This window comes from Derxia gummosa DSM 723 (genome assembly GCF_000482785.1).
GTDB lineage: Bacteria > Pseudomonadota > Gammaproteobacteria > Burkholderiales > Burkholderiaceae_E > Derxia > Derxia gummosa.
On record NZ_AXWS01000013.1, the window covers coordinates 445,269 to 469,786 of the forward strand.

General features: G+C 71.3%; 23 protein-coding genes. 6 read left to right on the forward strand and 17 right to left on the reverse strand.

What is annotated here, in order from left to right; translation table 11 throughout:
- Window positions 1–52: 52 nt before the first annotated feature.
- From H566_RS0112620 to H566_RS24825, 3 genes are all read right to left on the reverse strand, one after another.
- Window positions 53–1,513: an MFS transporter gene (locus H566_RS0112620; protein WP_028311725.1), complete on the reverse strand. Its 1,461-nt coding sequence runs from the start codon at window positions 1,511–1,513 to the stop codon at window positions 53–55.
- Window positions 1,514–1,627: 114 nt separating this feature from the next.
- Window positions 1,628–2,797 (reverse strand): CaiB/BaiF CoA transferase family protein, encoded by a 1,170-nt coding sequence (locus tag H566_RS0112625; protein ID WP_028311726.1) that lies wholly within the window; start codon window positions 2,795–2,797, stop codon window positions 1,628–1,630.
- 14 nt (window positions 2,798–2,811) lie between these two features.
- Entirely contained in the window at window positions 2,812–3,849 is a 1,038-nt protein-coding gene (locus H566_RS24825; RefSeq protein ID WP_084545047.1) for a hydroxymethylglutaryl-CoA lyase, read from the reverse strand.
- 171 nt (window positions 3,850–4,020) lie between these two features.
- On the opposite strand from H566_RS24825, the gene H566_RS0112635 reads away from it, so the two are divergent.
- The 6 genes from H566_RS0112635 to H566_RS24830 all read left to right on the forward strand — a co-directional run bounded on the left by H566_RS0112635 (window position 4,021) and on the right by H566_RS24830 (window position 9,939).
- On the forward strand, window positions 4,021–4,935 hold the full coding sequence (locus tag H566_RS0112635) for a LysR substrate-binding domain-containing protein (protein WP_028311727.1): 915 nt from the start codon (window positions 4,021–4,023) through the stop codon (window positions 4,933–4,935).
- 127 nt (window positions 4,936–5,062) lie between these two features.
- A complete protein-coding gene (gene hppD / locus H566_RS0112640) occupies window positions 5,063–6,094 on the forward strand; it encodes a 4-hydroxyphenylpyruvate dioxygenase (RefSeq protein WP_028311728.1) in 1,032 nt (343 codons plus the stop codon).
- A 61-nt stretch (window positions 6,095–6,155) separates the two neighbouring features.
- Window positions 6,156–6,710 carry a VOC family protein gene (locus tag H566_RS0112645; protein ID WP_028311729.1) on the forward strand — a complete coding sequence of 185 codons (555 nt, stop codon included), beginning with the start codon at window positions 6,156–6,158 and terminating at the stop codon, window positions 6,708–6,710.
- Window positions 6,707–8,035, forward strand: a complete 1,329-nt coding sequence (fahA, locus tag H566_RS0112650) for a fumarylacetoacetase (RefSeq protein ID WP_028311730.1) — start codon at window positions 6,707–6,709, stop codon at window positions 8,033–8,035. Before H566_RS0112645 ends, fahA begins: the two co-directional genes overlap by 4 nt.
- Window positions 8,036–8,121: 86 nt before the next feature.
- Entirely contained in the window at window positions 8,122–8,763 is a 642-nt protein-coding gene (maiA, locus tag H566_RS0112655; RefSeq protein ID WP_028311731.1) for a maleylacetoacetate isomerase, read from the forward strand.
- 318 nt (window positions 8,764–9,081) lie between these two features.
- Window positions 9,082–9,939 (forward strand): SDR family NAD(P)-dependent oxidoreductase, encoded by an 858-nt coding sequence (locus H566_RS24830; protein WP_084545048.1) that lies wholly within the window; start codon window positions 9,082–9,084, stop codon window positions 9,937–9,939.
- Window positions 9,940–10,024: 85 nt separating this feature from the next.
- Here the strand turns inward: H566_RS24830 and H566_RS30380 are convergent, their stop codons facing one another.
- The 14 genes from H566_RS30380 to H566_RS0112730 all read right to left on the reverse strand — a co-directional run bounded on the left by H566_RS30380 (window position 10,025) and on the right by H566_RS0112730 (window position 24,507).
- Window positions 10,025–10,594, reverse strand: a complete 570-nt coding sequence (locus H566_RS30380; protein WP_281173127.1) for a winged helix-turn-helix transcriptional regulator — start codon at window positions 10,592–10,594, stop codon at window positions 10,025–10,027.
- Window positions 10,578–11,327, reverse strand: a complete 750-nt coding sequence (locus H566_RS0112670; protein WP_028311733.1) for an SDR family NAD(P)-dependent oxidoreductase — start codon at window positions 11,325–11,327, stop codon at window positions 10,578–10,580. The genes H566_RS30380 and H566_RS0112670 overlap by 17 nt, the downstream gene beginning before the upstream one ends.
- A 17-nt stretch (window positions 11,328–11,344) precedes the next feature.
- On the reverse strand, window positions 11,345–12,478 hold the full coding sequence (locus tag H566_RS0112675) for an FAD-dependent oxidoreductase (RefSeq protein WP_028311734.1): 1,134 nt from the start codon (window positions 12,476–12,478) through the stop codon (window positions 11,345–11,347).
- 44 nt (window positions 12,479–12,522) lie between these two features.
- On the reverse strand, window positions 12,523–13,686 hold the full coding sequence (locus H566_RS0112680; protein WP_028311735.1) for an alpha/beta hydrolase family protein: 1,164 nt from the start codon (window positions 13,684–13,686) through the stop codon (window positions 12,523–12,525).
- A gap of 3 nt (window positions 13,687–13,689) precedes the next feature.
- A complete protein-coding gene (locus H566_RS0112685; protein WP_084545087.1) occupies window positions 13,690–14,103 on the reverse strand; it encodes a Rieske (2Fe-2S) protein in 414 nt (137 codons plus the stop codon).
- A 14-nt stretch (window positions 14,104–14,117) separates the two neighbouring features.
- Window positions 14,118–15,050 (reverse strand): VOC family protein, encoded by a 933-nt coding sequence (locus tag H566_RS0112690; protein ID WP_028311737.1) that lies wholly within the window; start codon window positions 15,048–15,050, stop codon window positions 14,118–14,120.
- 29 nt (window positions 15,051–15,079) lie between these two features.
- Window positions 15,080–16,036: an NAD-dependent epimerase/dehydratase family protein gene (locus H566_RS0112695; RefSeq protein WP_028311738.1), complete on the reverse strand. Its 957-nt coding sequence runs from the start codon at window positions 16,034–16,036 to the stop codon at window positions 15,080–15,082.
- A 94-nt stretch (window positions 16,037–16,130) separates the two neighbouring features.
- The gene (locus H566_RS0112700) at window positions 16,131–17,978 is read right to left on the reverse strand and encodes a phytoene desaturase family protein (RefSeq protein WP_028311739.1); all 1,848 of its coding nucleotides are present in this window, start codon (window positions 17,976–17,978) and stop codon (window positions 16,131–16,133) included.
- A gap of 13 nt (window positions 17,979–17,991) precedes the next feature.
- The gene (locus tag H566_RS0112705; protein ID WP_028311740.1) at window positions 17,992–18,981 is read right to left on the reverse strand and encodes a fumarylacetoacetate hydrolase family protein; all 990 of its coding nucleotides are present in this window, start codon (window positions 18,979–18,981) and stop codon (window positions 17,992–17,994) included.
- 20 nt (window positions 18,982–19,001) lie between these two features.
- On the reverse strand, window positions 19,002–19,772 hold the full coding sequence (locus H566_RS0112710; protein WP_028311741.1) for an SDR family NAD(P)-dependent oxidoreductase: 771 nt from the start codon (window positions 19,770–19,772) through the stop codon (window positions 19,002–19,004).
- Window positions 19,769–21,061, reverse strand: a complete 1,293-nt coding sequence (hisD, locus tag H566_RS0112715; RefSeq protein WP_028311742.1) for a histidinol dehydrogenase — start codon at window positions 21,059–21,061, stop codon at window positions 19,769–19,771. Before hisD ends, H566_RS0112710 begins: the two co-directional genes overlap by 4 nt.
- A 32-nt stretch (window positions 21,062–21,093) precedes the next feature.
- Window positions 21,094–21,543, reverse strand: coding sequence for a VOC family protein (locus H566_RS0112720; protein WP_034411529.1), 450 nt, complete (start codon window positions 21,541–21,543; stop codon window positions 21,094–21,096).
- Window positions 21,540–22,706, reverse strand: coding sequence for a hypothetical protein (locus H566_RS0112725; protein WP_028311744.1), 1,167 nt, complete (start codon window positions 22,704–22,706; stop codon window positions 21,540–21,542). Before H566_RS0112725 ends, H566_RS0112720 begins: the two co-directional genes overlap by 4 nt.
- Window positions 22,707–22,728: 22 nt before the next feature.
- On the reverse strand, window positions 22,729–24,507 hold the full coding sequence (locus tag H566_RS0112730; RefSeq protein WP_028311745.1) for a right-handed parallel beta-helix repeat-containing protein: 1,779 nt from the start codon (window positions 24,505–24,507) through the stop codon (window positions 22,729–22,731).
- Between the last annotated feature and the right edge of the window lie 11 nt (window positions 24,508–24,518).

Here is a 24,518-nt window from a genome sequence, read left to right on the forward strand (position 1 = left end):
GTTTTTTCGAATGGAATGCGGAGACCCCGCCGGGCGCCGGCGGGGCCGGACGTCAGCGCGCGGCGCGCGCCGACAGCGCCTCGAGCGACTGTCCCCGGGTACGCGGCCCGAACAGGCCGATCGCGAGCATCACGATCGCCATCGCGGCCGAGATGAGCAGGAACACCGCCGGTGTGCCGGCCGCGCCGAGCACCCAGGCGATCACGAACGAGGTCGCGATCGACGACAGCCGGCTGAACGAGTAGACGAAGCCGACGGCGCGGGCGCGGATGGCCGTCGGGAACAGCTCCTGCTGATAGGTGTGGTAGGTGAACGAGAGGATGTTGCCGGCCAGCGTCAGGCCGATCCCGAGGCTCACGACGAGCACCGGCGCGGCCGCCTGCGACAGCAGCAGCCCGCACGCCATGTTGGTGGCGGCCATCGCGACGATGACGTGCTTGCGCTCGAAGCGGTCGGCGATGACCAGGCCGAGCAGCGGCCCGAGCGGCGCGGCGAGCGCCATGAGCGAGCTGTAGAGCAGTCCCGAGGTCACGGTCACGCCGTGATGCACGAGCAGCGTCGGCACCCAGTTGATGAAGCCGTAGTAGCCAACGGTCTGGAATACGTGGAAGGCAATCAGCATCAGCGTGCGGCGGCGCAGCGGCGGTGCCCACAGGTCGGCGAAGCGGCCCTCGACCGAGGCCGGCGCGGCAACGGGTTCGCCCGGCGCCGGCAGCGCCCGGCCACCGAGATCGATGCGGGTACGGCGCTCCATCTCGCGCAGCACGGCGTCAGCTTCGGCCAGCCGGCCGCGCGAGGCGAGCCAGCGCGGGCTTTCCGGCAGGCCGCGACGCACGAACCAGACGAACACCGCGCCATGGCAACCGAGCAGCACGACCCAGCGCCAGCCCTCGAGCCCGAGGATGCGCTCGGGAATCAGCGCCCACGAGATGAATGCGACGACCGGCATCGCGGTGAAGCCGATGGCCTGCGCCGCCGCCATTGCCCGGCCACGCATGTGGCGCGGCGACAGCTCGGCGATGTAGGTGCCGAGCGTGACGATCTCGACGCCGATGCCGATCCCGACGAGAAAGCGGCACACGAGGATGCCGGTCGCGGTCGTCTGCAGCACCATGTGAAGGTTGGCGAGCGCATAGCCGAGCAGCGACCACGTGAAGATCGCGCGCCGCCCGTAGCGGTCGGCGAGCTGGCCGCAGAAGCAGGTGCCGACGAACAGACCCAGCGCGAGCGCGGCCATGAAGCTCGCGATGCCCGGCTGTCCGGACACCGTGCCGGCCCCTGCGAACAGGCCCGCGCGCACGAGACCCGGCGCGACATAGCCGCTGAAGAACAGGTCGTACATCTCGAAGAACATGCCGAAGCCGAGCAGCACGATCAGGCGCCACTGGCTGCGGGTGGCGGGCAGGCGGTCGAGCCGGGCGGCGATCTGGCCGGTGTCGACACTGCCGTCGGTTGGCACGGCCACGTTCGCGCCGAAGGCGTCGGACAGGCCGAGGAGGTTTGCGTTTGCCATGCTGGTCTCCGTTGGCAACAGGCGGTGGGGGAAGGTCCGGGCCCGGAGGCTCGTGGCGGCCTTTGTGAGGGGAGCCCGGAAACCAGGATCGGGATGGAGGCGCGGGGCGGCCGGTCAGGCGGCGCGGGGTCGCCGTGCCGCGAGGCCCGCAAGCACTTCGCCGGTGTGCTCGCCGATCGCGGGGATCGGGCGCTGCACGCCGGGGCGCTGACCGTTCATGAGCAGCGGCAGCAGCACGGCGCGGGTCTCGCCGCCGTCCTCGGTGCCCATCGGCACGAGGCCGCCGCTCTCGATCAGGTGGGGATCGCTCACGAGCTGGTCAGGGCGGCGGATCGGCGCGAAGGGCAACTGGGCCGCGTCGAGCTTCGCGGCGAGTTCGCTGGCGTCGTGGCCGGCGAGGATCGCGCCGAGCCGCGCGAGCAGCTGCGGGCGCACCGCGACGCGCTCGGCGTTGGTGCGCAGGCCCTCCTCGTGGGCGAGTCCGGGATGACCGATCACCTCGCACAGCGTGACCCACTGGCGGTCGCTCACCGCGGCGATGAACAGCTGCTCGCCACCCGCAAGCGTGAACACGTCGTACACGCTCCAGGCCGACACGCGCGACGGCATCGGCGGCGCGGGCTGGCCCGTCATGAGGAACTGCTGCATGTGCTGGGCGGCGAGGAAGACGCAGTTCTCGTACAGCGCCGACTGGATCGGCTGGCCACGCCCGGTGCGCTGGCGCTCGACCAGCGCGGCGAGCACGCCGATCGCGCCGAACATTCCGCCCATGATGTCGTTGACCGAGGTGCCCGCGCGCAGCGGCCGGCCCTCGGGACCGGTCATGTAGGCGAGGCCGCCCATCATCTGCACCACCTCGTCGAGCGCGAGCCGATCCTCGTACGGGCCGGGCAGGAAGCCCTTGTGCGCGACATGGATGAGGTGCGGAAACTCGGCGCACAGCGCGCGCTCGCCGAGGCCCAGGCTCTCCATGAGGCCGGGGCGGAAGTTCTCGATCATCACGTCGGCGCCGGCGACGAGCTCCTTTGCGGTCGCGCGGCCCTCCGGAGTCTGGAGGTCGAGGACGATGCTCTTCTTGTTGCGATTGAAGCTGCGGAAGAAGCCGATGCCGAGGCCGGGCAGCTTGCGGGTCTTGTCGCCGCCGGGCGGCTCGACCTTGATGACCTCGGCGCCGAGATCGGCCAGGATCATTCCGCAGGTCGGGCCCATGACCATGTGGGTGAATTCGATGACGCGGACGCCGTCGAGCGGGAGGCGGCGGGCGGGAGCGGGTGTGGCGGGCATGGTGGCTTCCTGCATCAGCTGTGGAGGGACGCGGCGGCGGATGGCGCGGTCACGGCAGCGGGCGTGGCGAGAGCCGCCGATGGCAGGCCGCCCGCGACGTCGGTGCTGCCCGCGTCGGTCGCGTCGGCGCCGAAGGTGCGCGGCAGGCCGGCGCGCCAGAGCGTGCCGTGCAGCGGCTGGCCGTCGAGCCAGTGCGCGATGCGAGCGCGCAGCGCGAGCAGCGCCGGCAGGTCGAGGCCGGTATCGATGCCCATCGCGGCGAGCATGTAGGCGAGGTCTTCGGTGCTCGCGTTGCCGCTCGCGCCGGGCGCATGCGGGCAGCCGCCGATACCGGCGAGCGAGGCATCGAAGCGCGTGACGCCGACGTCGAGCGCGGCAAGCGCGTTCGCGAGACCGAGGCCGCGCGTGTCGTGGAAGTGGGCGTACGAGAAGCGTTCGCCCGCGAGGTCGAGCGCGGCCGCGAACAGCCGGCGCACCGCGGCCGGGGCGGCATAGCCGACGGTGTCGGCGAGCGAGACGCTGTCGGCGCCCGCATCGAGCGCGGCGCGCAGCAGGCGCAGCACCTCGGCCTCGGGCACGGCGCCCTGGAGCGTGCAGCCGAAGGCGGTGCCGATGCCGGCCTCGATGCGCATCGCCGAGCCGGCCGCGTCGCGCGCGGCGACGATGGCGCGCAGCTGCGCGACCATCTCGTCGGGCGTGCGGCGCACGTTGGCCAGGCTGTGCGCATGGCTGGCCGAGATCGGCAGCACGACCGCGTCGGCGCCGGTCTCGATCGCGCGCTCGGCGCCCTTGAGATTGGGCACGAGCACCGACACCGTCAGGCCCGGCAGCGTCCTGGCATGAGCGACGAGTTCGGCCGTGTCGGCGAGCTGGGGCAGCAGCCTGGCCGGCACGTAGGAGCCGACCTCGATCGCGCGCTGGCCGGCGTCATAGGCGGCGCCGATCCACGCGAGCTTGTGCGCGGTCGGCAGCACGACGGGCAGTGACTGGAGCCCGTCGCGCAGTCCGACTTCGCGGATGTGCGCCCGGCGGGCAGGGGAAGGTGACGACATCGCTCGGCTCCTCGCATCGGGTCGGGCATTCGGCGCGTGAATGGCCGGCATGCCCTGTTGTGATGGCGACGGATGATGTCGGTTCCGATCGGGAGTGGTTACGCTATTTCGGAACCACATTCGTTCCGACTGGGAACGACAATTGGGTAAACCCCAGACTTGAGGTCAGGTATGGCACGTGTCTTCGATCCGGTGTCGCTGCGGCTTTTCGTGGCTGTGTGCGAGGAGGGCAGCATCGCTCGGGCGGCCGAACGCGAGGCGATCGTGCCGTCGGCGATCAGCAAGCGCCTGGCGGCGCTGGAAGGCGACATCGGCGTGAGCCTGCTGGCGCGCGGCAAGGGCCGCCTGGTGCCGACGCCGGCCGGCGACGCGCTGCTGCGCCAGTCGCGCGAGCTGCTGCGGCTCATGGAGCGCATGCATGCCGAACTGAGCGAATTCGGCACGGGCGTGCAGGTGAACCTGCGCGTGCTCGTGAGCCTGTCGGTCATCTCCGAAAGTCTGCCCGACGACATCAGCGCCTTTCTGGCGATGCATCCGCAGGTCCGCGTGAACATCGAGGAGAAGACGAGCGGCGAGATCGCGCGCGGGGTGCGCGAGGGCACGGCCGACTTCGGCGTGTGCTGGAACGCGATCGATCTGACGGGGCTGGAGACGCGGGACTACCGCAGCGACCGCGTCTGGCTGGTCGTGCATCCGGGCCATGCGCTCGCGGGACGCGGCTCGGTGCCGTTCCGCGACACGCTCGACTACGAAAGCATCGGCGTGATGCCCGATTCGATCATGGAAGCGATGCTGCGCCGTCTGTGTGCGGCCGAGGGGCGGGTGCGCGTACCGCGCGTGGTCGTGTCGACCTTCGACGCCGCCTGCCGCGCGGTCGCGGCCAATCTCGGCATCGCGGTGCTGCCGGGCGAGGTGGCGGCGCCCTTCGTGCAGACACTCGGCCTGCGCATGGTGCGGCTCGACGACGCCTGGGCGCGACGCCAGTTCGTCGTGGCGATGCGGTCGAGCGCGGGGCTGTCGGCAACAGCGCGCGAGCTGGTCGAGCACCTCTGCCAACGCGCGCGCAGGCCCGATGAGGTGGCTTGAGCCGCGCGCGAATCGTTCGATTCTTTCGGCATTGAATTTCGATTCTTTGTGCTTTTTTTGAACAAGAACGGTTCCTAGAGTCGCGTCCATTCCCGCCGCCGGCGGCATGTCCATCAAGGAGACGCGAGTGAACGACCTCAATCCCATCGGCCTGCGCGGCATCGAATTCACCGAGTTCACCGGCTCGACCGAGCAGCTCGACGCGCTGTTCTGGGCCTTCGGCTTCTCGAAGCTGCGCCGCCATCCGACGCGCGACATCACGGTCTACCGGCAGAACGACATCGCCTTCCTGCTCAACGCCGAGCGCCAGGGCTTCTCGGCCGGCTTCGCGAAGCTGCACGGTCCGTCGATCGCGTCGATGGGCTGGCGCGTCGAGAATGCCGCCGCCGCGCTCGCCGAGGCCGTCAGGCGCGGCGCGCGCGCCGCCGACCCGGCTGCCTGCGACCTGCCGTATCCGGCGATCTACGGCATCGGCGACAGCCTCATCTACTTCATCGAGCGTCATGGCGCGAAGGGCTCGATCTGGGAGACGGACTTCGTGCCGCTCGACCAGCCGCAGGTGCAGGCCGACAAGGGCTTCATCGCGATCGACCATCTGACCAACAACGTGCCGGCCGGCCAGATGGCGGCCTGGGCCGCCTTCTACAAGGACATCTTCGGCTTCACCGAGGTGCGCTACTTCGACATCCGCGGCGCCAAGACCGGCCTGACCAGCTATGCGCTGCGTTCGCCCGACGGCAGCTTCTGCATCCCGATCAACCAGCCCAAGGACGACCGCGACCAGATCGCCGAGTACCTGCGCGAGTACAACGGCCCGGGCGTCCAGCATCTCGCGTTCTCGACCCGCGACATCCTCGCCTCGCTGGACGCGCTCGAGGGCAGTCCGATCGAGATGCTCGACATCGACGACGACTACTACGACGAAGTCTACAAGCGCGTGCCCCAGGTGCGCGAGGACCGCGAGCGCATCCGTGCCCACAGCGTGCTCGTCGATGGCGACGAGGAAGGCTATCTGCTCCAGATCTTCACCAGGAACCTGATCGGTCCGATCTTCATCGAGATCATCCAGCGCGAGAACAACCTCAGCTTCGGCGAGGGCAACTTCGGCGCGCTGTTCCGATCGATCGAGAAGGACCAGGAACGCCGCGGCGTGATCTGACGCCCCGGGCGGCGGCCATCGTGCCGCCGCGCCCATTGAAGATGCATCGAGGAGACACCGAATGAACCTGCTGCAAGGCATCCACCACGCCGCCTACCGCTGCACCGACGCGAAGCGGACCGTCGACTTCTACCGCGAGACCCTGGGCATGGACCTGATCCTCGCGATCTCCGAGGACCGCGTGCCGTCCACCAAGGCTCCGGATCCCTACATGCACATCTTTCTCGACGCGGGCGCGGGCAATGTGCTCGCGTTCTTCGAGCTGCCGAACTCGCCCGCGATGGGGCGCGATCCGAACACGCCCGACTGGGTCCAGCACATCGCGTTCAAGGTGAAGGATGTCGACACCCTCGTCGCGACCAAGGCGCGTCTCGCCGCCCAGGGCATCGACGCGATCGGTCCGACCGATCACGGCATCTTCAAGTCGATCTACTTCCGCGACCCCGACGGCCACCGGCTCGAACTCGCGGCCGATGTCGCGCGGCCTGGCGTGCTCGACCGGCTGCATGCGGTCGCGCCGGAGATGATCGAGGAATGGAGCCGCACGCGTCGCGCCGTCAAGCACGCGGCCTTCCTGCACGAGGAGGAGTTCGCTGGCACCGAGGATCAGGCATGAGTGCCTGTCTCGACGCGACGCACGACCCGGCACTGCGCAGCTGGGTCGCGTCGGCCAACGATCCGGCGAGCGACTTCCCGATCCAGAACCTGCCGTTCGGGCGCTTGCGCCGCGCTGGCAGCGAGCAGCCCTGGCGCATCGGCGTGGCAATCGGCGATCAGGCGCTCGACCTCGCGCTCGCGCTGGCAGCCGGCGGCTGGAGCGAGGACGAGCAGGCGGTGCTGCGTCCGCTCGCGCGCGGCGACCTCAATGCGCTGATGGCGGCGGGCCCGCTGCCGCGCCGCCTGCTGCGCGGCGCCCTGTCGCGTGCGCTCGCCGAAGGCAGCCCGCAGGCCGGCGCGCTCGCGGGTGCGCTGCTGCCGCAGGCCGAGGCAGAGTTCACGCTGCCCTGCCACATCGGCGACTACACCGACTTCTACACCGGCATCCACCACGCGACGACGGTCGGCAAGCTGTTCCGCCCCGACAACCCGCTGCTGCCGAACTACAAGTGGGTGCCGATCGGTTACCACGGCCGCTGCTCGTCGATCGGCGTCAGTGGCCACGCCTTCCGCCGTCCGCTGGGTCAGGTGAAGACGCCCGAGGCCGAGGCGCCGGTGCTCGCGCCGTCGCGCCGCCTCGATTACGAGCTGGAACTCGGCGTATTCGTCGGCGCGCCGAATGCCCAGGGCGAGCCGGTGCCGCTGGCCGACGCCGAGGATCATCTGTTCGGCGTCGTGCTGCTCAACGACTGGTCGGCGCGCGATGTGCAGGCCTGGGAATACCAGCCGCTCGGACCCTTCCTGTCGAAGAACTTCGCCACGACGATCTCGCCGTGGATCGTGACGATGGACGCGCTCGCGCCGTTCCGCGTGCCCTTCGCGCGGCCCGAAGGCGAGCCGGCGCCGCTGCCCTATCTCGACGGCGAGAGCAACCGTGCCCGCGGCGCGCTCGACCTGCACTTCGAGGTGCTGATCGAGACGCCACGCATGCGTGAAGCAGGCGAGGCGCCCGCGCGGCTGTCGCGCAGCAACTTCCGCGACGCGTGGTGGACGATGGCGCAGATGCTCGCGCATCACACGGTGGGCGGCTGCAACCTCCAGCCCGGCGACCTGCTCGGCAGCGGCACGCAGAGCGGTCCGGCCCCCGGCGAGGGCGGCTCGCTGCTCGAACTGAGCCTCGGTGGCAAGCAGCCGCTCACGCTGCCCAATGGTGAGACGCGCAGCTTCCTGCTCGACGGCGACACCGTGCTCCTGCGCGGCCGCTGCGAGGCGGCGGGCGCGCGGGCGATCGGCTTCGGCGATTGCGCGGGCAGCGTGCTGCCGGCACGCGAGGTGGCGGCGTGAGCGCCACGCCCGTGCGCGACCTGCCGGGCGCTGGCGATCCGGTCGGCGCGTCCGGCCCGGCTCCCGGCCCCGCGTTGGCCGGGCGCGTGCGCCTGTACAGCGCCGCGCGCTCGTCGGCGGCCTTCCGGGTGCGCATCGGACTCAACCTGAAGGGCATTGCCTACGACTACGCGGGCGTCGATCTCGTCGCGGGCGAGCAGCGCGGCGAACGCTACCGCGACGTGAATCCGGCCGAACTGGTGCCGGTGCTCGATATCGACGGCCTGCGGCTCGTGCAATCGCTTGCAATCCTCGAGTATCTCGACGAGACGCGGCCGATGCCGCCGTTGCTGCCCGCTTCGGCCGCCGGCCGGTCGCGCGTGCGGGCGGCGGCGCTCGCCATCGCCTGCGACCTCCATCCGCTCAACAACCTGCGCGTGCTCGGCTACCTGCGCGGCGAGCTGGGCATCGAGACGCCGCAGCGCAACGCCTGGTACCGCCACTGGTGCGAGCAGGGTCTGGCCCAGCTCGAAGCCCAGGTGCGGCTCGGCGGCGCGCAGGGCGCCTTCATCGAGGGCGATCATCCGACGCTCGCCGACATCTGCCTCGTGCCGCAGATCTTCAACGCGCGGCGCTTCGAGGCACGGCTCGGCCATGTGCCGCTGCTGATGGCGATCTTCGAGCGCTGCATGGCGCTGCCGGCCTTTGCCGACGCGCAATGGGATCGCCAGCCCGACTTCCGGGCCTGAACAGACCTTCCGATGAACAAGAGGTGGGCGGGTGCTGGAATTCACGCGCCCGGGCGCGCCCGCCGAAAAGCTGCGCGAGAGCGTCGGTGGTGGCGACGAGGTCGCTGCGCGCGTCATCGGCCTGGCAGGTTCTCCTGCCGGAACGGTCGGTGCGGACGAGGCGCCGGCCGCATCCGCGCCGGCCGAGCCCGATCACGCAGCGGCAGCACAGGCACATTGCTGTGCTCATGGCCGGTCCGACTGTCGGCAGCGGCGCCACCCGCCTAGTGTGGGCACCGAGGCGGCGCAGCCCGCGCCGCGCCACATTTCTCGCCAGCGATGACTTCTTCCGCCGCCTGCGCGCCGGCCGTCCGGCCCGCGCTCGATCCCACCACCGACCAGCTCGCCGCCACGGCCGCGCGCGCCCGCCATCAGCAACGCCTTGCCGGCAAGGTCGCCGTCGTCACCGGCATCGGCAGCGGCATCGGGCGCGGCATCGCGCTGATGTTCGCGCGCCAGGGCGCGAGCGTCGTCGGCTGCGACCTCGACGCCGACGCACTCGCCGCGACCGTCGCCGCCGCGCGCGACGAAGGGCTCGCGCTCGACGGTCTCGCGCCGCTCGACCTCACGGTCGAGGGCGCGGCCGAGCGGCTCATCGCCGCCGCCGTCGCGGGCCATGGCGGCATCGACATCCTCGTCAACGCGGCCGCGTTCTGCGTGTTCGCACCGGTGGACCGCATGTCGCTCGACGACTGGCACCGGTCCCTGCGCGGCGAGCTCGACCTCGTCTTCCTCGCCTGCCGCGCGGCCTGGCCCCACCTCGTCGCGCGTGGCGGCGGCGCGATCCTCAACTTCGCCTCGGTCAATGCCTACATGGCGCTCGACGGCTCGGCCGCGATCGCGCATTGCGCGGGCAAGGGCGGCGTGCTCGCGATGACGCGCCAGCTGGCGATGGAAGGCGGGCCGCATGGCATCCGAGCCAACACGATCTCGCCGGGCTTCGTCGTCACGGGGGCGACGCGGCGTCATCTGGACGAGGTGCCGACGCTCGTGGACGAAGTGCTGCGCAAGAAGATGATCAAGCGCGTCGGCCAGGCCGAGGACATCGCCTGGGCGGCGACCTTCCTGTGCTCGGACGAGGCATCGTGGGTGACGGCGGCGGACTTCGGGGTGGATGGCGGTGCGCGCGCATGGTGAGGCGCGCCAGTGCGATCGGCCGCCGCACGGCGGGCGGGCCCGATCAGACGCGCTGTCCTGGATGGCGTCGGCAGCCGATCGCGGCTCAGCCTTGGCGTTCGTCGAAGGCCGCACGCGCGGCACGGATCGCCGGCGTCGCCTGCTCGGTCCAGCGCAGCAGCGCGAGGTAATGCGCATGCGCCTCGGCGCCGAGCGCGGTGAGCGCGTATTCGACGCGCGGCGGCGTGTCGACGGTGACCTCGCGCGCCACCAGCCCGTCGCGTTCGAGCAGCCTCAGCTTGAGCGTGAGCATGCGTTGCGAGATCTGGCCCTCGCTCGACACCGCGCCGATGAGCCGGCGCAGCTCGCCATGCCTGAGCATGCCGCCCGCCAGCAGGTTCATGACGAGCGAACTCCAGCGGTCACCGAGCAGCGCCGGCACGGTACGGACCGGATCGTCGCGCTCGCGGCCGTGCGCGGCCATCGCGTCAAGCAGGGCGCGCAGATTGCCGCCGTGGCGTCGCCGCGCCGCCGGGCCATGGCCGGGGCCGAGTGCCGCCAGCGCGCGGTCGGCCGCGTCAAGCGGGGCCGACCGCACGCCGCCTGCCGCCGCGCCGGGTGCTCCGGCCATGCCGGCCACGCCGGCCGGCACCGCCACCTCAGAAACCGAAGCCACCGCCGTCCACGTTGAACACCTGCCCGGTGATGAAACCCGACTCCTCGCCCGCGAGGAAGGCCAGGATGCCGACGAGGTCGCCCGGCACCTCGGTGCGCGGCACGAACTGGCGCGCGCGCACCGCCTCGAAGGCCGGCTCGGGCAGGCTCGCGGCGCTGCCGGCGTGCTTCGTCAGTCCCGGCGAGATCGCGTTCACGGTGATGCCTTGCGGCCCCAGCTCGGCGGCGAGCGCGCGCGTCAGGCCGATCACGGCCATCTTGCTCGACACGTAGGCCAGCATGCGCGGCGGCGGCCCCCACACCGTGCTCGACGCGAGGTTGACGATGCGGCCCCAGCCGCGCCCGGCCATGCCCGGCGCGAAGGCCTGGGCCAGCAGCATCGGGGCCTCGACGTTGACGGTCTGGATCTCGCGCCAGAGCTTCGGCGTGAGTTCGGCGAGGCCGGCGAATTCCATGTAGGCCGCGTTGTTCAGCAGCAGGTCGACGCGGCCGGCCTGGGCGAGCACCCGAGCTGCAAAGGCTTGCACGTCGTCAGCGTCGGCGAGGTCGCAGTCGAGCGCGCTCGCGCTGCCGCCGTCGTCGCGGATGCGTGCCGCGAGCGGCTCGCAGGAGGCGCGATCGGTCAGCACGAGGCGGTAGCCGGCGGCGGCAAGCCGCAGCGCGAAGGCCTGGCCGAGTCCGCCGGCCGCGCCGGTGACGACCGCGACGCGGTCGTGGTGGTTTGCCTGGGTCATGTCGGATTCCTTGATGGTCAGAGCGGCGCGCGCAGCGCCTCCTGGGCGTGCAGCATCACGCGCGTGTGTTCGTCCAGCGAGCCGCCTTCCTGCTCGATCTGGCCCATGCGGCCCGAGGCCGTCACCACCAGCCGCGCGCGGTCGTAATGCCGGCCGGCGTAGGCGAGCAGCGCGCCTTCGAGGGAGTGGCGCCGGCCCAGTTCCTCGGCCAGCACGAGCGCGCCCTCGATCGCGATGCCCGCGCCCGAGGCCAGATGCGGCGTGGTGGCATGCACCGTGTCGCCCAGCAGCACGATGCGGCCCTTGTGCCACGGCCCCGCGATCATGTGGCCGGCGAGCGGGCGGTAGAGCACGCGCGGGTGGGGCAGCGTGCCGGCGCGGATCCGCTCGCGCAGCTCGCCCAGCTCGCCGCCGAATTCGTCGAGCAGGCCCGCGAGCTGGGCCGGCCAGTCGGTCGGGTCGATGAAGTCCATGCCCGCGCGCTTGTCGAGCACGAACAGGTAGCACTCGGTCGCGCTGATCGGGTTCATGCCGGCCTTGGTCGTGCGGCCCATGCAGATCACCGAGTTCTCGTGCAGCCTCGGCACCACCGCGCGCCACGAGCCCTGGCCGCTGAACTTCGGGCCGGCAAAGTCGGGCTTCACATGGGCGCGCACCTTCGAGTTCACGCCGTCCGCGCCGATCACGAGGTCGTAGCGGCCGCGGCTGCCGTCGGTGAAGCTCACGTCCACGCCGTCGGCATCCTGCTCCATCGACGTGAAGGTCATGCCGAGCCTCACGGTCGCGCCGGCGCGCAGCGTGGCCTGGCCGAGGATGTCCGCCAGCACCGGGCGCAGGATGCCGCCCGCCGGGGGCAGGTCGTCGGCGCCGACCGCCGGAATCACGGGCACCGTGCGCGCCACGCGGCCATCGGCGTCGCAGATGTCGATCTCGCGCCAGTGGCCGCCGAGGCGCAGCACCTCGTCCACCACGCCCACCTCGCGCAGCGCGCGCAGCGACGGTCCGCTGATCGTGATGCCCGCGCCATCGGGCGCCCAGTGCGGGTTCTGCTCCACCAGATCCACCGCGATGCCCTGCTTGGCGCATTGGATCGCCACGCACATGCCGCCGACGCCACCGCCGACGACGAGAACCTTGCTGACCAGTCCCATGACGGTCTCCTCAAAGGGGAATTCCGGGTGAGAAGCCGCGCGCTTCAGGCGACGCGGCCGCCGAGCTGCTCGGCCAGCCAGTCGGCGATGAGGTTGCCGGCGTTGTTCGGGTTGTCGAGCGAGCTGTGCTCGACGCCGCCGGTCTGCTCGTCGAAGACGATGAGGTCGCGCTTCGGGCAGTTGACGAGCTGCTCGAACGTGCGATGCGCGTAGCGCAGCGGAATCTGGCGGTCGTTCTCGCCGTGGGTGACGAGGAAGGGCACGCGGACGCGGTCGAGCACGCCGTCGAGATGCATGCGTTCGGCCTTGGCGAGGAAGTCGTCCATCGTCTCGGCGCCGAACACCCACATCACGTGCTTCCAGTAGTGCGGTACGGGGTTCTCGCCCTCGCGGCGCAGGCGCGCCTGCTGCACCTCGCGCCAGTCGTGGTTCGCGCCCCAGACGGCGCCGCAGGCGAAGCGCGGCTCGAAGGCGACCGCGCGCGGGCAGTAGTAGCCGCCGAGCGACACGCCGAGCGCGCCGATGCGCGCCGGGTCCACCTCCGCATGCGCTTGCAGCCAGTCGACCACCGGGCCGGCCCAGACCTCGGTCTCGGGCACGGCGGGCATGCCGTGCAGGCGCAGCGCCTCGCCGGTGCCGGGCTGGTCGATGAACAGCGCCGACAGGCCGCGCCGCGCGAACATCGTGCCCATCACGCTCTTCTGGAGCATCTCCTTGGTGGAGTCGAGGCCGTTCATGATCACGACGATCGGGGCGCGCGTGCCGGGCGCGAGACCCTCGGCCTTCACATACAGGCCGGCGAGGTGGGCATCGCCATACGGAATCTCGACGCGCACGCAGTTCTCGCGCGTGAGCTGGCGGCTGCGCTCGAACAGGTCGAGCGAGCGGCGGTACATCGCCAGTCGATGCTCGAAACCGTGGGCCTGCATGCGCTCGGCGATGCCGTGGTAGAGCGCGGCGCGGCCGAGCTTCTCGCCCGCCGACAGCTTGTGGCCGCGCGCGAGGTCGGCCTCGGCGAGGGCGACGAGGCGGTCGCCGCCGCCCTTCCACGCCTCGTAGAACGCGACGGTGCCGGGATCGTCGCCGGCCGTCGCGGCCTCGCGGATCGGGCCGCACATCGCGTCGATCTCGCCGATGTTCCCGCCATGGGTCAGCGCGATCATCGTCGAGAGGCTCCAGACGTAGTTGGTCGGGAAGTACTGGAACATGGGTCAGTCCTGGTCGAAGGGGGAGGGAAGGACGGCCGGCACGCGCACCTCGCCGTCGACGACGCGGGCCGGCACGCGCACGAGGCGCTCGCCCAGGCAGGGGCCGGCGAAGCACAGGCCGGTGCGCAGGTCGAAGTGGGCCGAATGCGCGTAGCAGACGAGGTGGCTGCCGTCGGCCGACAGGAAGCGGTCGCGGCGGTACTCCATCGGCAGGTGCTGGTGCGGGCAGTCGTTGAGCCAGACGAACACCTCGTCGCCCTGGCGCACGGCGCAGACGCGGTCGTGGTCGCCGTCGCGCAGCAGGCCGCGCGCGCCGCCGTCGGGCAGGTCGGCGAGGCGGCACAGGCGCTGCTCGGCGGCGCTGCAAGCGCTTGCGGGCGCGGCCGGCGCCGGGGCGCGGTCGGGCGGGGCGGTCATGGCCGGTGTGGCGGTCACTCGCCCGGCGCCCACTTGGGCACGGCGTGAAACAGGAAGATCTGCGAGTTGTCCGAGCCGGGGTCGGCGCTGCGCGGCAGCCAGGCGTCGTCGTGCAGGTCCATGTCGGCGTCGATCTCCATCACCGCGCCGAAGGGGCTGTTGAAGTACCAGAAGTAGTTCGAGCCGAGGATGTGGCGGCCCGGCCCCCAGAAGCTCCTGTAGCCCTTGCGCACGAACTCCCAGCCATGCTGGAGCACCTCGCCGGCCGAGCCGAGGTGGAACGTGAAGTGGTTGCAGCCGACCATGTGGTCGTTGAAGCTCTGGATCATGAACAGCGTGTGGTGGTCGTTCGTGCCGCCGGGGCGCATGAACGGACCGAGCTTGTTGAAGCGGTCGGTCACCACGAAGCCGAGCCTTGCGTAGAAGGCTTCGGCCTTCGCCACGTCGGGCACGAAGTACACGACATGCGACAGCGTGCGCGGCTTGATGACTTCGTCCGGATTCGCGGCGCAGTCGTTGGGCGCGCGGCCCGGCGGCTGGCCCGGCACGTTGAAGCCGAGCCGGCGCGCGTCGTAGGGCCTGCGGCGCGTGACGCGGAAGGCGATCGCGAAGCCGCCGTCGTCGATGCAGTGCAGCGTGCCGTCGGCGTCGTGCACCACCTCGCGGTCGGCGCGCAGCCTGGCGCCGATCGCGTCGAGCGTGGCCGGGTCGGCGACGCCGTAGAGCGTCTCGCGCAAGGACGGCGAATGCGCGCCGGGCGGCAGCGGCGGCAGCGCCGGATCGTCGCCGGGCCGCACGACGATGCCGGTGCCGTCGAGCGCGACGAACGTGCCGCCGCGCGCCGGATCCCAGTCCTGCTCGTCGAGGCCGTAGTCGAGCAGGTACTGGCGCGATGCTTCGAGGTCGTCCACGCCGAAGACGAGGAATTCGAGGCCGAGGATGTTCATGGTCTGTCTCCTGATGTGACGGGCGCGCGTCAGGGCCGCATCGCGCGCGTGATGAGTTCGTCGATCGAGGCGTCGGCGCCAAAGCCGAGCGCCTCGGCGCGCGGCGTGCGCAGCGGCGGATAGCGCGCGAACAGCCGCTCGATGAAGGGGTCGGGCGCGTAGGTGACGAGGTCGCGCCGGTCGGCGCCGAAGCGCGCGGTGAGCGTCTCGACCAGCTCGGCCACGCTGTGGCGGCGCACCGGCATCTGGTAGCTGCGGCGCGCATCGAGCGCGGCCGGATCGACGCAGGCGGCGTGCAGCAGGTTGTCGACGCAGCGGCCGACCGAGATCCACCAGGCCACGCCCTCGGGCGAGACCGGCACGGTCAGCGGCTCGCCGGCCGCGAGGCGCCAGAACAGCAGGCTCATGAAGGCCGAGAGCATTCCCGTGCCTTCGCCGGGCCGCGCCACCACGCCGGGCAGGCGCAGCGAGCAGCCCTCGATCCAGCCCTTGCGGCTTGCGTCGGCCACCAGGTATTCGCCCGCGAGCTTGTGCGCGCCGTAGCTCAGGCCGGGGTCGGGCAGCGTGGTTTCGTCCACCTTGGGCGGCAGATGCTCGCCGTACACGGCGATGGTGCTGGCGAAGACGAAGCGCGGCGCGCCGCCGCCGCCGGCGCGCACGCCGCGCAGGTCTTCGAGCAGGCCGAGCGTCGCGTCGAGGTTGATCGCGCGGCCCAGCTCGTAGTTCTTCTCGGCCGCGCCGCCGGGGATGCTCGCGAGGTGGAAGACGGCATCGACGCGCTCGCCATAGGCCGCGCGGCGCAGCGCCGGGTCGGCGATGCTGCCCGGAAGCTGCATCACGCGCGCATCTTCGGCCGACGCGGCGAAGCCGATGTCGAGCAGCGTCAGCTTTCCGACGCGCCGGCCGCCGAGCCCGTCGGCCAGCAGGCGGGCGACGAGCGCGCGGCCGACGAAGCCCTCGGCGCCGGTGACGATCACATGGGACATTGCAAGCCCTTTCATCAGGCAAGCCGCCCCCCTGGCCGTTAGGCGGCCATCTTGCGGGGCAGGGGGCGGGAAGGTGGAGGGAGCCGGGCGGGCGTCAGCCCTTGCGCAGCGGCAGCGTGGCGAGGAAGGCGAGCTTGCCGAGGCCGAGCAGCTTCAGGCCGGCGCGCGCCGAGCTGGCGTCGAGCCGTGCCTCCATCGGCATGGTCCCGAAGCTCTTGCCCTTGATGACCAGTTCGTTGCCGACGCGGTCGATCGCCTCGACATGCATCAGCTCCTCGTCGGCGGCGCCGCGCAGCACCATGCCGTCCTTGCGCACGGCGGCCGTCGTGCCCGGATTGCCGAGATCCTGGCGCGCGCCGGCGGCGACGCTGCCGAAGTCCATGCCGAGCTCCTCGAACATCCTGATGGCGGTCGCGCGGCCGGCGCCGTACACGCCGCCACCCGGATGCTGGAAGGGGCCGGCGAGGTAGAGCCGGTCGACGCCCGGCACGGTGAACTGGCCGAGGTCGGGCGTCGGGCGGTGGCCGGCGCTCTGGTAGAAGTAGGGCGCCACGCCGTGCAGGTCGCCGCGCATCATGCTGTTGGGGCTGGAGCGCTCCAGGTCGACCGGGCTGACGATGCTGCGCGCGACGATGTTGTCGCTCGTGAGGTTGGAGACGAACTGGCGGTAGTGGGCCAGCGACAGGTCGCCGATCTCCTCCTTGAACTCGTCCCAGTGGCGGCCGTTCCAGCGCGGGTCGGTCACCTTGTACGGTGCGAAGGTGATGCCGTGGAACATGCCCTTGCCGGCCGGCACGCGGGTCTTGTCGCCGATGCTCTCGTCGCCGCCCGCGCACAGGCGGCGCTCGGTGATGAGGCCGCGCTTGAGGTCGTCGAAGTCGGCCAGCATCTCGTCGAGACTGTCGGTCGCCATGAACTCCAGCATCGTCGCGTAGCCGACCTCCTCGCCCGCGTGGTACCTGCAGTTCTCCTTCAGGTCGTAGTGGCTGACCATGATCGAGAACGGCGCGAGCGTCGCGCGCTCGGCGCGCCTGAGCACCGGCTCGGGCACGCCCTCGACGAAGCGGCGGATCACGTGCGGATGCAGCGCGCCGATCACCGCGTCGCGCGCCTCGATGCGCTCGCCGTCGGCGAGCAGCACGCCGCTCGCGCGGCCGTCGCGCACGAGGATCTGCGTCACCTCGGCATTGCAGCGCACCTCGCCGCCATGGCTCTCGATGCAGCGCACGAGCGACTCGGTGAGCTTGCCGCTGCCGCCGACCGGCTGGCTCACGCCGTAGGTGTGGATGATGCCGGGCATCAGCAGCACCCCCATGCCGGTGCCGAGTTCGTTCGGCGCCTGGAGGTTCTCGCTCACGAGACGCAGCAGGTGGATCTTGATGCGGTCGCTCTCGTAGAGCTGGTTCACGAGGTCGAGGCAGTCGCGGTTCATGTAGTCGAGCATGAGCCGGCCCTCGTCGGAGCGGTCGAGCATCGCCACCAGCTCGCCGAGCGGCGGTGGCGGCGTGTAGAGGCCCGGCATGAACATCCGGAGGATGCCCTGGCTCAGCTTGACGAACTCGCGGTAGGTGTCGGCGTCCTTCTGGCTCACCTTCGCGAAGCACTCGCAGGTCTTGTCGATGTCCTTGTAGGTGAACAGCGCGGTCTGGTCCGGAAAGATCGTCGCGTGCGGCACCGGCGAGTAGTGGTACCTGAGCCCGTGCTGCGAGAGCAGGCCCAGCTCGTCCTGCCGCAGCATCGGATTGCCCTGGATCATGATGTGCACGCTGCTGTGCTCGTCATGCCAGTACCCGGGCGTGTTCAGCTCGCGCGTCGAGACGCCGCCGCCCGGCCAGGCCTTGCGTTCCAGCACCAGCACCTTCTTGCCGGCCTTCGCGAGATAGGCCGCGGCGACCAGCCCGTTGTGGCCGGCGCCCATCGCGACGATGTCGTAGTTGCTCATGATCGTGGGGGATTCAGCGTTGGGTGTTGCAGGGCACGAAGCGGTGGTCGATGGCACCGAACACCGACTGTCCGTCGGCGCCGAAGGCCTCGAAGCTCAGGCGTTCGCCGTGGTGCAGGAAGGGCGTGACCGATTCTCCGGTGTCGATCTTCTCGACTGCCCGGCGTTCCGCGAGGCAGGCCGAGCCGACGCGGCGGTGGGCGCGGTTCGAGACCGTGCCGCTGCCGAGGATGAAGCCGGCGCGCAGGTTCCGGTTGTAGGCGATGTGGGCCAGCATCTGGCCGAAGCTCCAGTCCATCTCGCGCCCGTTGGGATGGCCGAACAGCTCGCCGTTGCGGCGCACCGTCAGGTCGAGATGCACGCGGCCGTCGGCCCAGGCCTCGCCGAGTTCGTCGGGCGTGACGGCGACCGGGCCGAACACCGTCGCCGGCTTCGCGAGGATGAAGCCGAAGCCCATCTGCAGTTCGCGGAACAGGTGGGTCCGCATGCTGACGTCGTTCATGATCATCACGAGCCGGATGCGCGCCTGCGCCTCGGCGGCCGACGCGCCCATCGGGATGTCGTCGGTGATGACGGCGAACTCGCCCTCGAAGTCGGCGTTGTCGGCCTCGTCGGGAAACGGGTAGTCGTCGCGCGGGCCGGCGAAGTCGTCGGCCTGGCGCTGGATCAGCACCGGAATGCCCTCGGTCTTCTTCACGGTGAGGTGGTAGGCCTCTTCCATGATGTTGCCGTGGTTGAGGAAGGCCGAGGCGTCGATGAACTGGTGGGCGCGCGGCAGCGGCGACATCGCCTGCGCCGCGTCGAACGCGAAGCTGTCGGCAGCGCGGCCGGCGTTGAGCGCGTCGTACAGGGCGGCGAGCGGCGCCTCGGCCGTGGCCCAGTGCTCGATCGCGGCTTGCAGCGTCGGCGCGATCGCGGCGGCATCGACCGCGCGCGCGAGGTCGCGCGACACGACGACGAGCCGGCCGTCGCGGCTGCCGTTGCGCAGGGTGGCGAGTTTCATTGGGGTCTCCTCCTTGCGGCTCAGGCCAGCGGCCGGCCGCCGTCGACCGGGATCACCGCCCCGGTCGTGAATGTCAGATGCGTGGCGGCGGCGATCACCGCGCCGGCCACTTCCTCGGGCAGTGCAAGCCTTTGCAGCGGCGTGCGCGCGGCCTGCTCGTCGCGCCAGGCCGGGTCAAGGCTCTTGACGAACTCGGTGTCGGCCAGGCCGGGCGACACCGACAGCACGCGCACCGCCGGCGCGAGCGCGCGGGCGAGCGACTTCGTCATGTTGTCGACCGCCGCCTTCGACGCGCAGTAGGCGACATTGCTGCCCATGGCCGTGACCGCCGCGATCGATGAGATGTTGACGACCAGGCCGGGCGCGCCCGCCGTGGCCGCCGTGCGCGCGAGCAGCGGATGCAGCGCGCGCAGCACCGCGAAGGGCCCGCGGACATTGGTCGCGAGGATCTCGTCGAACAGCGCGTCGTCGAGCCCGGCCAGGTCGGCATGCGGCACGAAGCGCGTCGTGCCGGCGCAGTTCACGACGATGTCGCAGCGGCCCCAGCGCGCGTCCACGGCGCCGGCCAGCGCCGCGAGCGCCGCGCTGTCGGTGACCGGCGCGCGCAGCGCCGCGTGCGACTGGCCCGCGCCGCGCGCGAGACCCGCGACGAGTTCCGCCGCCGGCCCCTGCGAGCGGTTGTAGCCGACGCCGACCGACGCGCCGGCGGCCGCCAGCCCGGCGCAGATCGCCGCGCCGATGCCGCCCGCGCCGCCGGTCACGACCGCGACCTTGCCCGCGAGCGCGCTCACGCCGGCGTCCCTTCGGGCTTGAGGCGGCGCACGCGGATGTCGGCCTGCTCCTTGTGGCCGCTCATGTGTTCGTAGCCGCACAGGCGCGAGCAGTATTCGCCGACCATCACGCTGGCTTCGTCGGTCAGCACGCGCTGGTAGGTGTGGGTCTTGATGAACTTGCCGACCCACAGCCCGCCCGTGTAGCGGCCGGCGCCCTGCGTGGGGAGCGTGTGGTTGGTGCCGATCACCTTGTCGCCGTAGCTCACGTTGGTGCGGTGGCCGAGGAAGAGCGCGCCGTAGCGCGTCATGCGCTGGAGGTACCAGTCGGGGTCCTTCGTCATGACCTGCACATGCTCGGAGCACAGGCGCTCGGCTTCCTGCAGCGCTTCCTCGTCGCTGTCGCACAGGATGATCTCGCCGTAGTCGCACCACGAGACGCTGGCCACCGGCGCGGTGTCGAGGCGCGCGAGCACCTTGTCGATCGCGGCCGGCAGCTCGGCGGCGATGGTCTTGCTGGTCGTGATGCAGTAGGCCGGCGAGGTCGGGCCGTGCTCGGCCTGGCCGAGCAGGTCGACCGCGACAAGCTCGGCATCGACCGAGTCGTCGCAGATCACCATCGTCTCGGTCGGGCCCGCGAACAGGTCGATGCCGACGCGGCCGAACAGCTGGCGCTTGGCCTCGGCCACGAAGGCGTTGCCGGGGCCGACGATCATGTCCACCGGCGCGATGCTCTCGGTGCCGATCGCCATCGCCGCGACCGCCTGCACGCCGCCGAGGCAGTAGATCTCGTCGGCGCCGGCCAGATGCATCGCGGCGACGATCTCGGGGCAGGGCCGGCCCTCGAACGGCGGCGCGCAGGCGATCACGCGCTTGACGCCCGCGACCTTGGCCGTCAGCACGCTCATGTGCGCCGAGGCGATCAGCGGGTACTTGCCGCCGGGGATGTAGCAGCCGACCGAGTTCATCGGGATGTTGCGATGGCCGAGCACGACGCCGGGCAGGGTCTCGACTTCCACATCCTTGAGCGAGTCGCGCTGCACCTGGGCGAAGCGGCGGATCTGGGCCTGGGCGAAGCGGATGTCGTCGAGCGCCTTCTCGGGCACGGCGGCGATGCAGGCGGCGATCTCCTCGGCGCCCAGGCGGAAGCTCGCGGGCTGCCACTTGTCGAACTTCGCGCTGTACTCGCGCACGGCTTCGTCGCCGCGCGTCTCGATGTCCTTGAGGATGGCCTCGACGGTGGCGCGCACCTGGGCGTTCATGTCGGCCTTCACCTCGGCGGGCTTGCCTTGCTTGATGTGCTGGATCACGGGGGTCTCCTTGCGGTGGACGGGGATGGGCCTCAGGCGGCGCGGCGCCGGTCGGAGGCGAAGGGTTGGAGGAATTCGATGAGGTTCCCGGCGCAGTCGCGCACGAAGGCGGTCGGGTTGTTCTCGACGTCGAGCTCGAAGGCGATGTCGGCGCCGGCGGCGCGCAGCGCGGCGACGGCCGCGGGCACGTCGGGCACCTCGAAGCACAGGTGCTTGTTGCCGTGGGTGCGCAGGTCGAGGTTGGGCAGGCGGCGGTCGGCCGGCAGCGGCGCGGCGCCGCGCACCTCGAAGATCTCCAGCCGGAAGTCGCCCCGGCGCGCGAAGGCGATGTGGGCCGGGATCGCGTCGACGTACAGGCGCTTCTCGAGCGTGAAGCCGAGCATGCGCTCGTACCAGGCGAGGGCGGCGTCGAGGTCGGGCACGCTGATGCCGAAGTGGTGCGGTCGCAGCGGGCCGACGGCGCAGGTGATGGATTCGGTCATGGCGTCGGGTCGTGGGGCTGGGGGAGGAAATCGGCGGCGGCGAGGGTGCGCACACGATCTGCGTCGATGCGCGCCCAGGCGTCGGTACGCATCACGTCGAGCGCCGCGGCGCGAGCGTCGATCGCGGCGATGAAGCGCGCGTGGGCGGCGGCACGGCGCAGGCTCGGGCCGCCGGCGTCGAGGTGGTGGCCGGGCGCGAGCGGCAGGCGCTGCACGAGCCAGTCGGCATCGGCGCCGCGCACGAGCACGGGGGCGGCGCTGTCGATGGTCCGCAGCGGCGCGGGCAGCGCGGCGGCCGGCGCGACGCGGCCCTCGGGCGCGCGGCGCATCGCGTCGTCGTCGCCGTGGCGTGCGACGAGGCGGGCGAAGGCGGCGTCGCGCGCGGCCGGATCGGCGACGCGGGCAAGGTCGGCGCGCCAGGCGTCGAGGCGGCGGCGCCGGACCTCGCGCGCGGCGGGCGCGAGCGGACGGCCGTCGGCGTCGCGCGCCGCAAGGCGCAGGTAACGCAGGCGCACGAGCCCTTGCGCCTCGGCCCAGGCCAGCACCTCGGCATCGGACAGCACTTCGCCGTCCTCGCCATAGCGCGCGGCGAACAGCCGCTCGCCGAGCAGGTCGAGCCGGCCGAGGCGATCGAGCACGTCTTCCGACACGTACATGCGGGCGACGATGCGCAGGTACTCGCCTAGGCCGCCGTACTGGCGGATCGCCGCGTCGCGGCGGCGCGCGAAGGCGACTTCGTCATCGGCGGTGATCGTGATGCCGGCGGCGGCCGCCTCGGCCTCGATCGCGCGCACGCGGCGCGCCTGGTGCTCGGCGGCCGCGAGCAGGTCGGCGGCGGCGGGCAGCGCGGGCGGCGGGGCCAGCACGTCGTCGTCGGCAACTGCATGCGCTTGGACGAACTGCCGCATCCAGAACAGGCATTCGGGCCAGAGCACAGGCGACTCGCCGACGCGCAGCACCGCCGTCGTGGCGGACAGCGCGGAGCCGTCCTGGCCCGTGGCCGTGCCGGCGACCGGCGCGGCGGCGATCACGGCGGGCGTGGTCGCGGTCGCGGCGGCGGCATCGGGCGCCGCGACCGCCTCGGCCCGCGCCGCCCCGAAGGGCAGCGCGAACGCCAGGGCGAGCGCGGCGGCGAGCCGGCGCGGCTGCGGTGGGCGGTTCATCGTCGCTCTCCGGCCCGTCGGGTCACGACACGGTCAGCACGATGGCGCCGCTGTACGCGCGGCCCGGCACGATCGACGTGTTCACGCCGTCGACCGTCATCGTCAGCGTCTTGCCCGAGGCCGCGACCACCGAGGCGTTGGCACCGATCGTGAGCTTCGTAAGGTAGGACGTCCTGTTGACGATCCACTCCGAACTGCCGCCGAGCGTCACGTCCACCGGGAAGCTGCTGCCGGTCGAGGCATAGCTGTGCGTGAAGGCGCCCACGAGCTTGTACAGCTCGGGATGGGCCATGCTGAGCGCGGTGCCGTCGTCGGCCGTCTGGTGCGTCGTGGTGGCCTGGGTGATCGCGCCGAGCAGGCGGGTGTTGTAGAGGCGCGTGGTGACGCCGGCCGCGACGGTGTTGCCGTTGACGATGTCGCCCACGAGGCTGGTGTCGCGGAAGGTCGCGTTCACCTCCGACCCCGAGGCCGGGAAGCCCAGCTCGGTCATGTAGGGATCGTCGTTGACGACGGCCTGGATCAGCAGGCCGTTCGCCGGCACGAGCCTGGCCTTGTTGACGATGATCGTCGGGCTGCTGCTCTTGAGCTGGATCGACGCTTCCTTCGAGTTGATGACGCTGCCCTTGTTGACGATCAGCGTGCCGCCCGAGTTGCTGTGCATCATCACGCCGAAGCGGCCGGAGTTGACGACCGTGCCGTTGGTGAAGGTGCCCGACGCCGCGCCGTTGGCCATGATCAGCGCCATGTCGGCCACGTTGATGCGGCAGTTGTCGAAGGTGTCGACGCTGTCGCCGATGGAGTAGGCGCCGTAGCCGCTCTGCGTCACCTCGATGCGGCTGTCCTTGGCCTTGAGGCGGACCTTGGTCGTGTCGTCGGTCGACAGCGCCCCCCAGCCCTGCGCACGGATGCGGCTGGCGGTGTAGGTGGCCGTCGCGCTGCCCACGAGGTTGGTCGCGCGGTTGTTGCCCGCGAGGCCGAGCACCCAGGGCACTTCCATGAGCTTGCCGGTCGCCACGGTGAAGCTGTAGTCCGACGGCAGCGTGCCGTTGCGCACGTCGATGAAGGAGTTGTTCACGTCGAGCGTGCTGTTGCCGCCCGCGAACATGGCGGTGCGGATCGCGCCCTTGGCATAGATGTAGGCGCCGTCCACCTTCACCTTCGCGTAGCCGTCGGCCTTGATGCCGGCGCCGAAGCCCACGAAGTCGTTGCCGCCGTTGCCGTACAGCAGGATGGTCGGATCGGTGATCGTGTAGTTCGACAGCCCGGTCACGATGAAGCCGTTGAACTTCGGCTCGCGCGACTCGATGTACACGCCCTTGGCGGCGCTGTTGCTCACCGTGCCTTCCGACACGATGGCGGCGACCGACTTGCTCGCCACGCGGGCGCCGTTGTCGATGTACACGCCGGTGCGCAGCACATGATTGAGCGTTTCCGACGCGCCACCGGGCGAGCCGCTGCTGTAGCTCACGTCGATGTTGTCGGTCACGGTCAGCACCACGTCGCAGCAGTAGGTGCCGGCCTTGATCGGCAGGCCGATGCCTCCGACCGTGAGGGTGAGGCTCTTGCCGGCCGGCGCCACCAGCGCGGCGCCGCTGCCCAGCTTGAGCTGCTGGAGCTTCGTGGTCGTGTCGATGGTCTTCGTGGTGCCGCCGGCCACCGTCAGCGACGGCAGCAGCGTGGGTGCCGTCGGCAGGGCCTGGGCGGTCGCGGTCTGGGCCGCGGCGGTGTCGGCCAGCGTGATCGCGATGGCGGGTGCCAGGGCGAGCGCGATGAGCCTGGCGAGTTGCGTCTTCGGATGCATGTCTCCCTCTC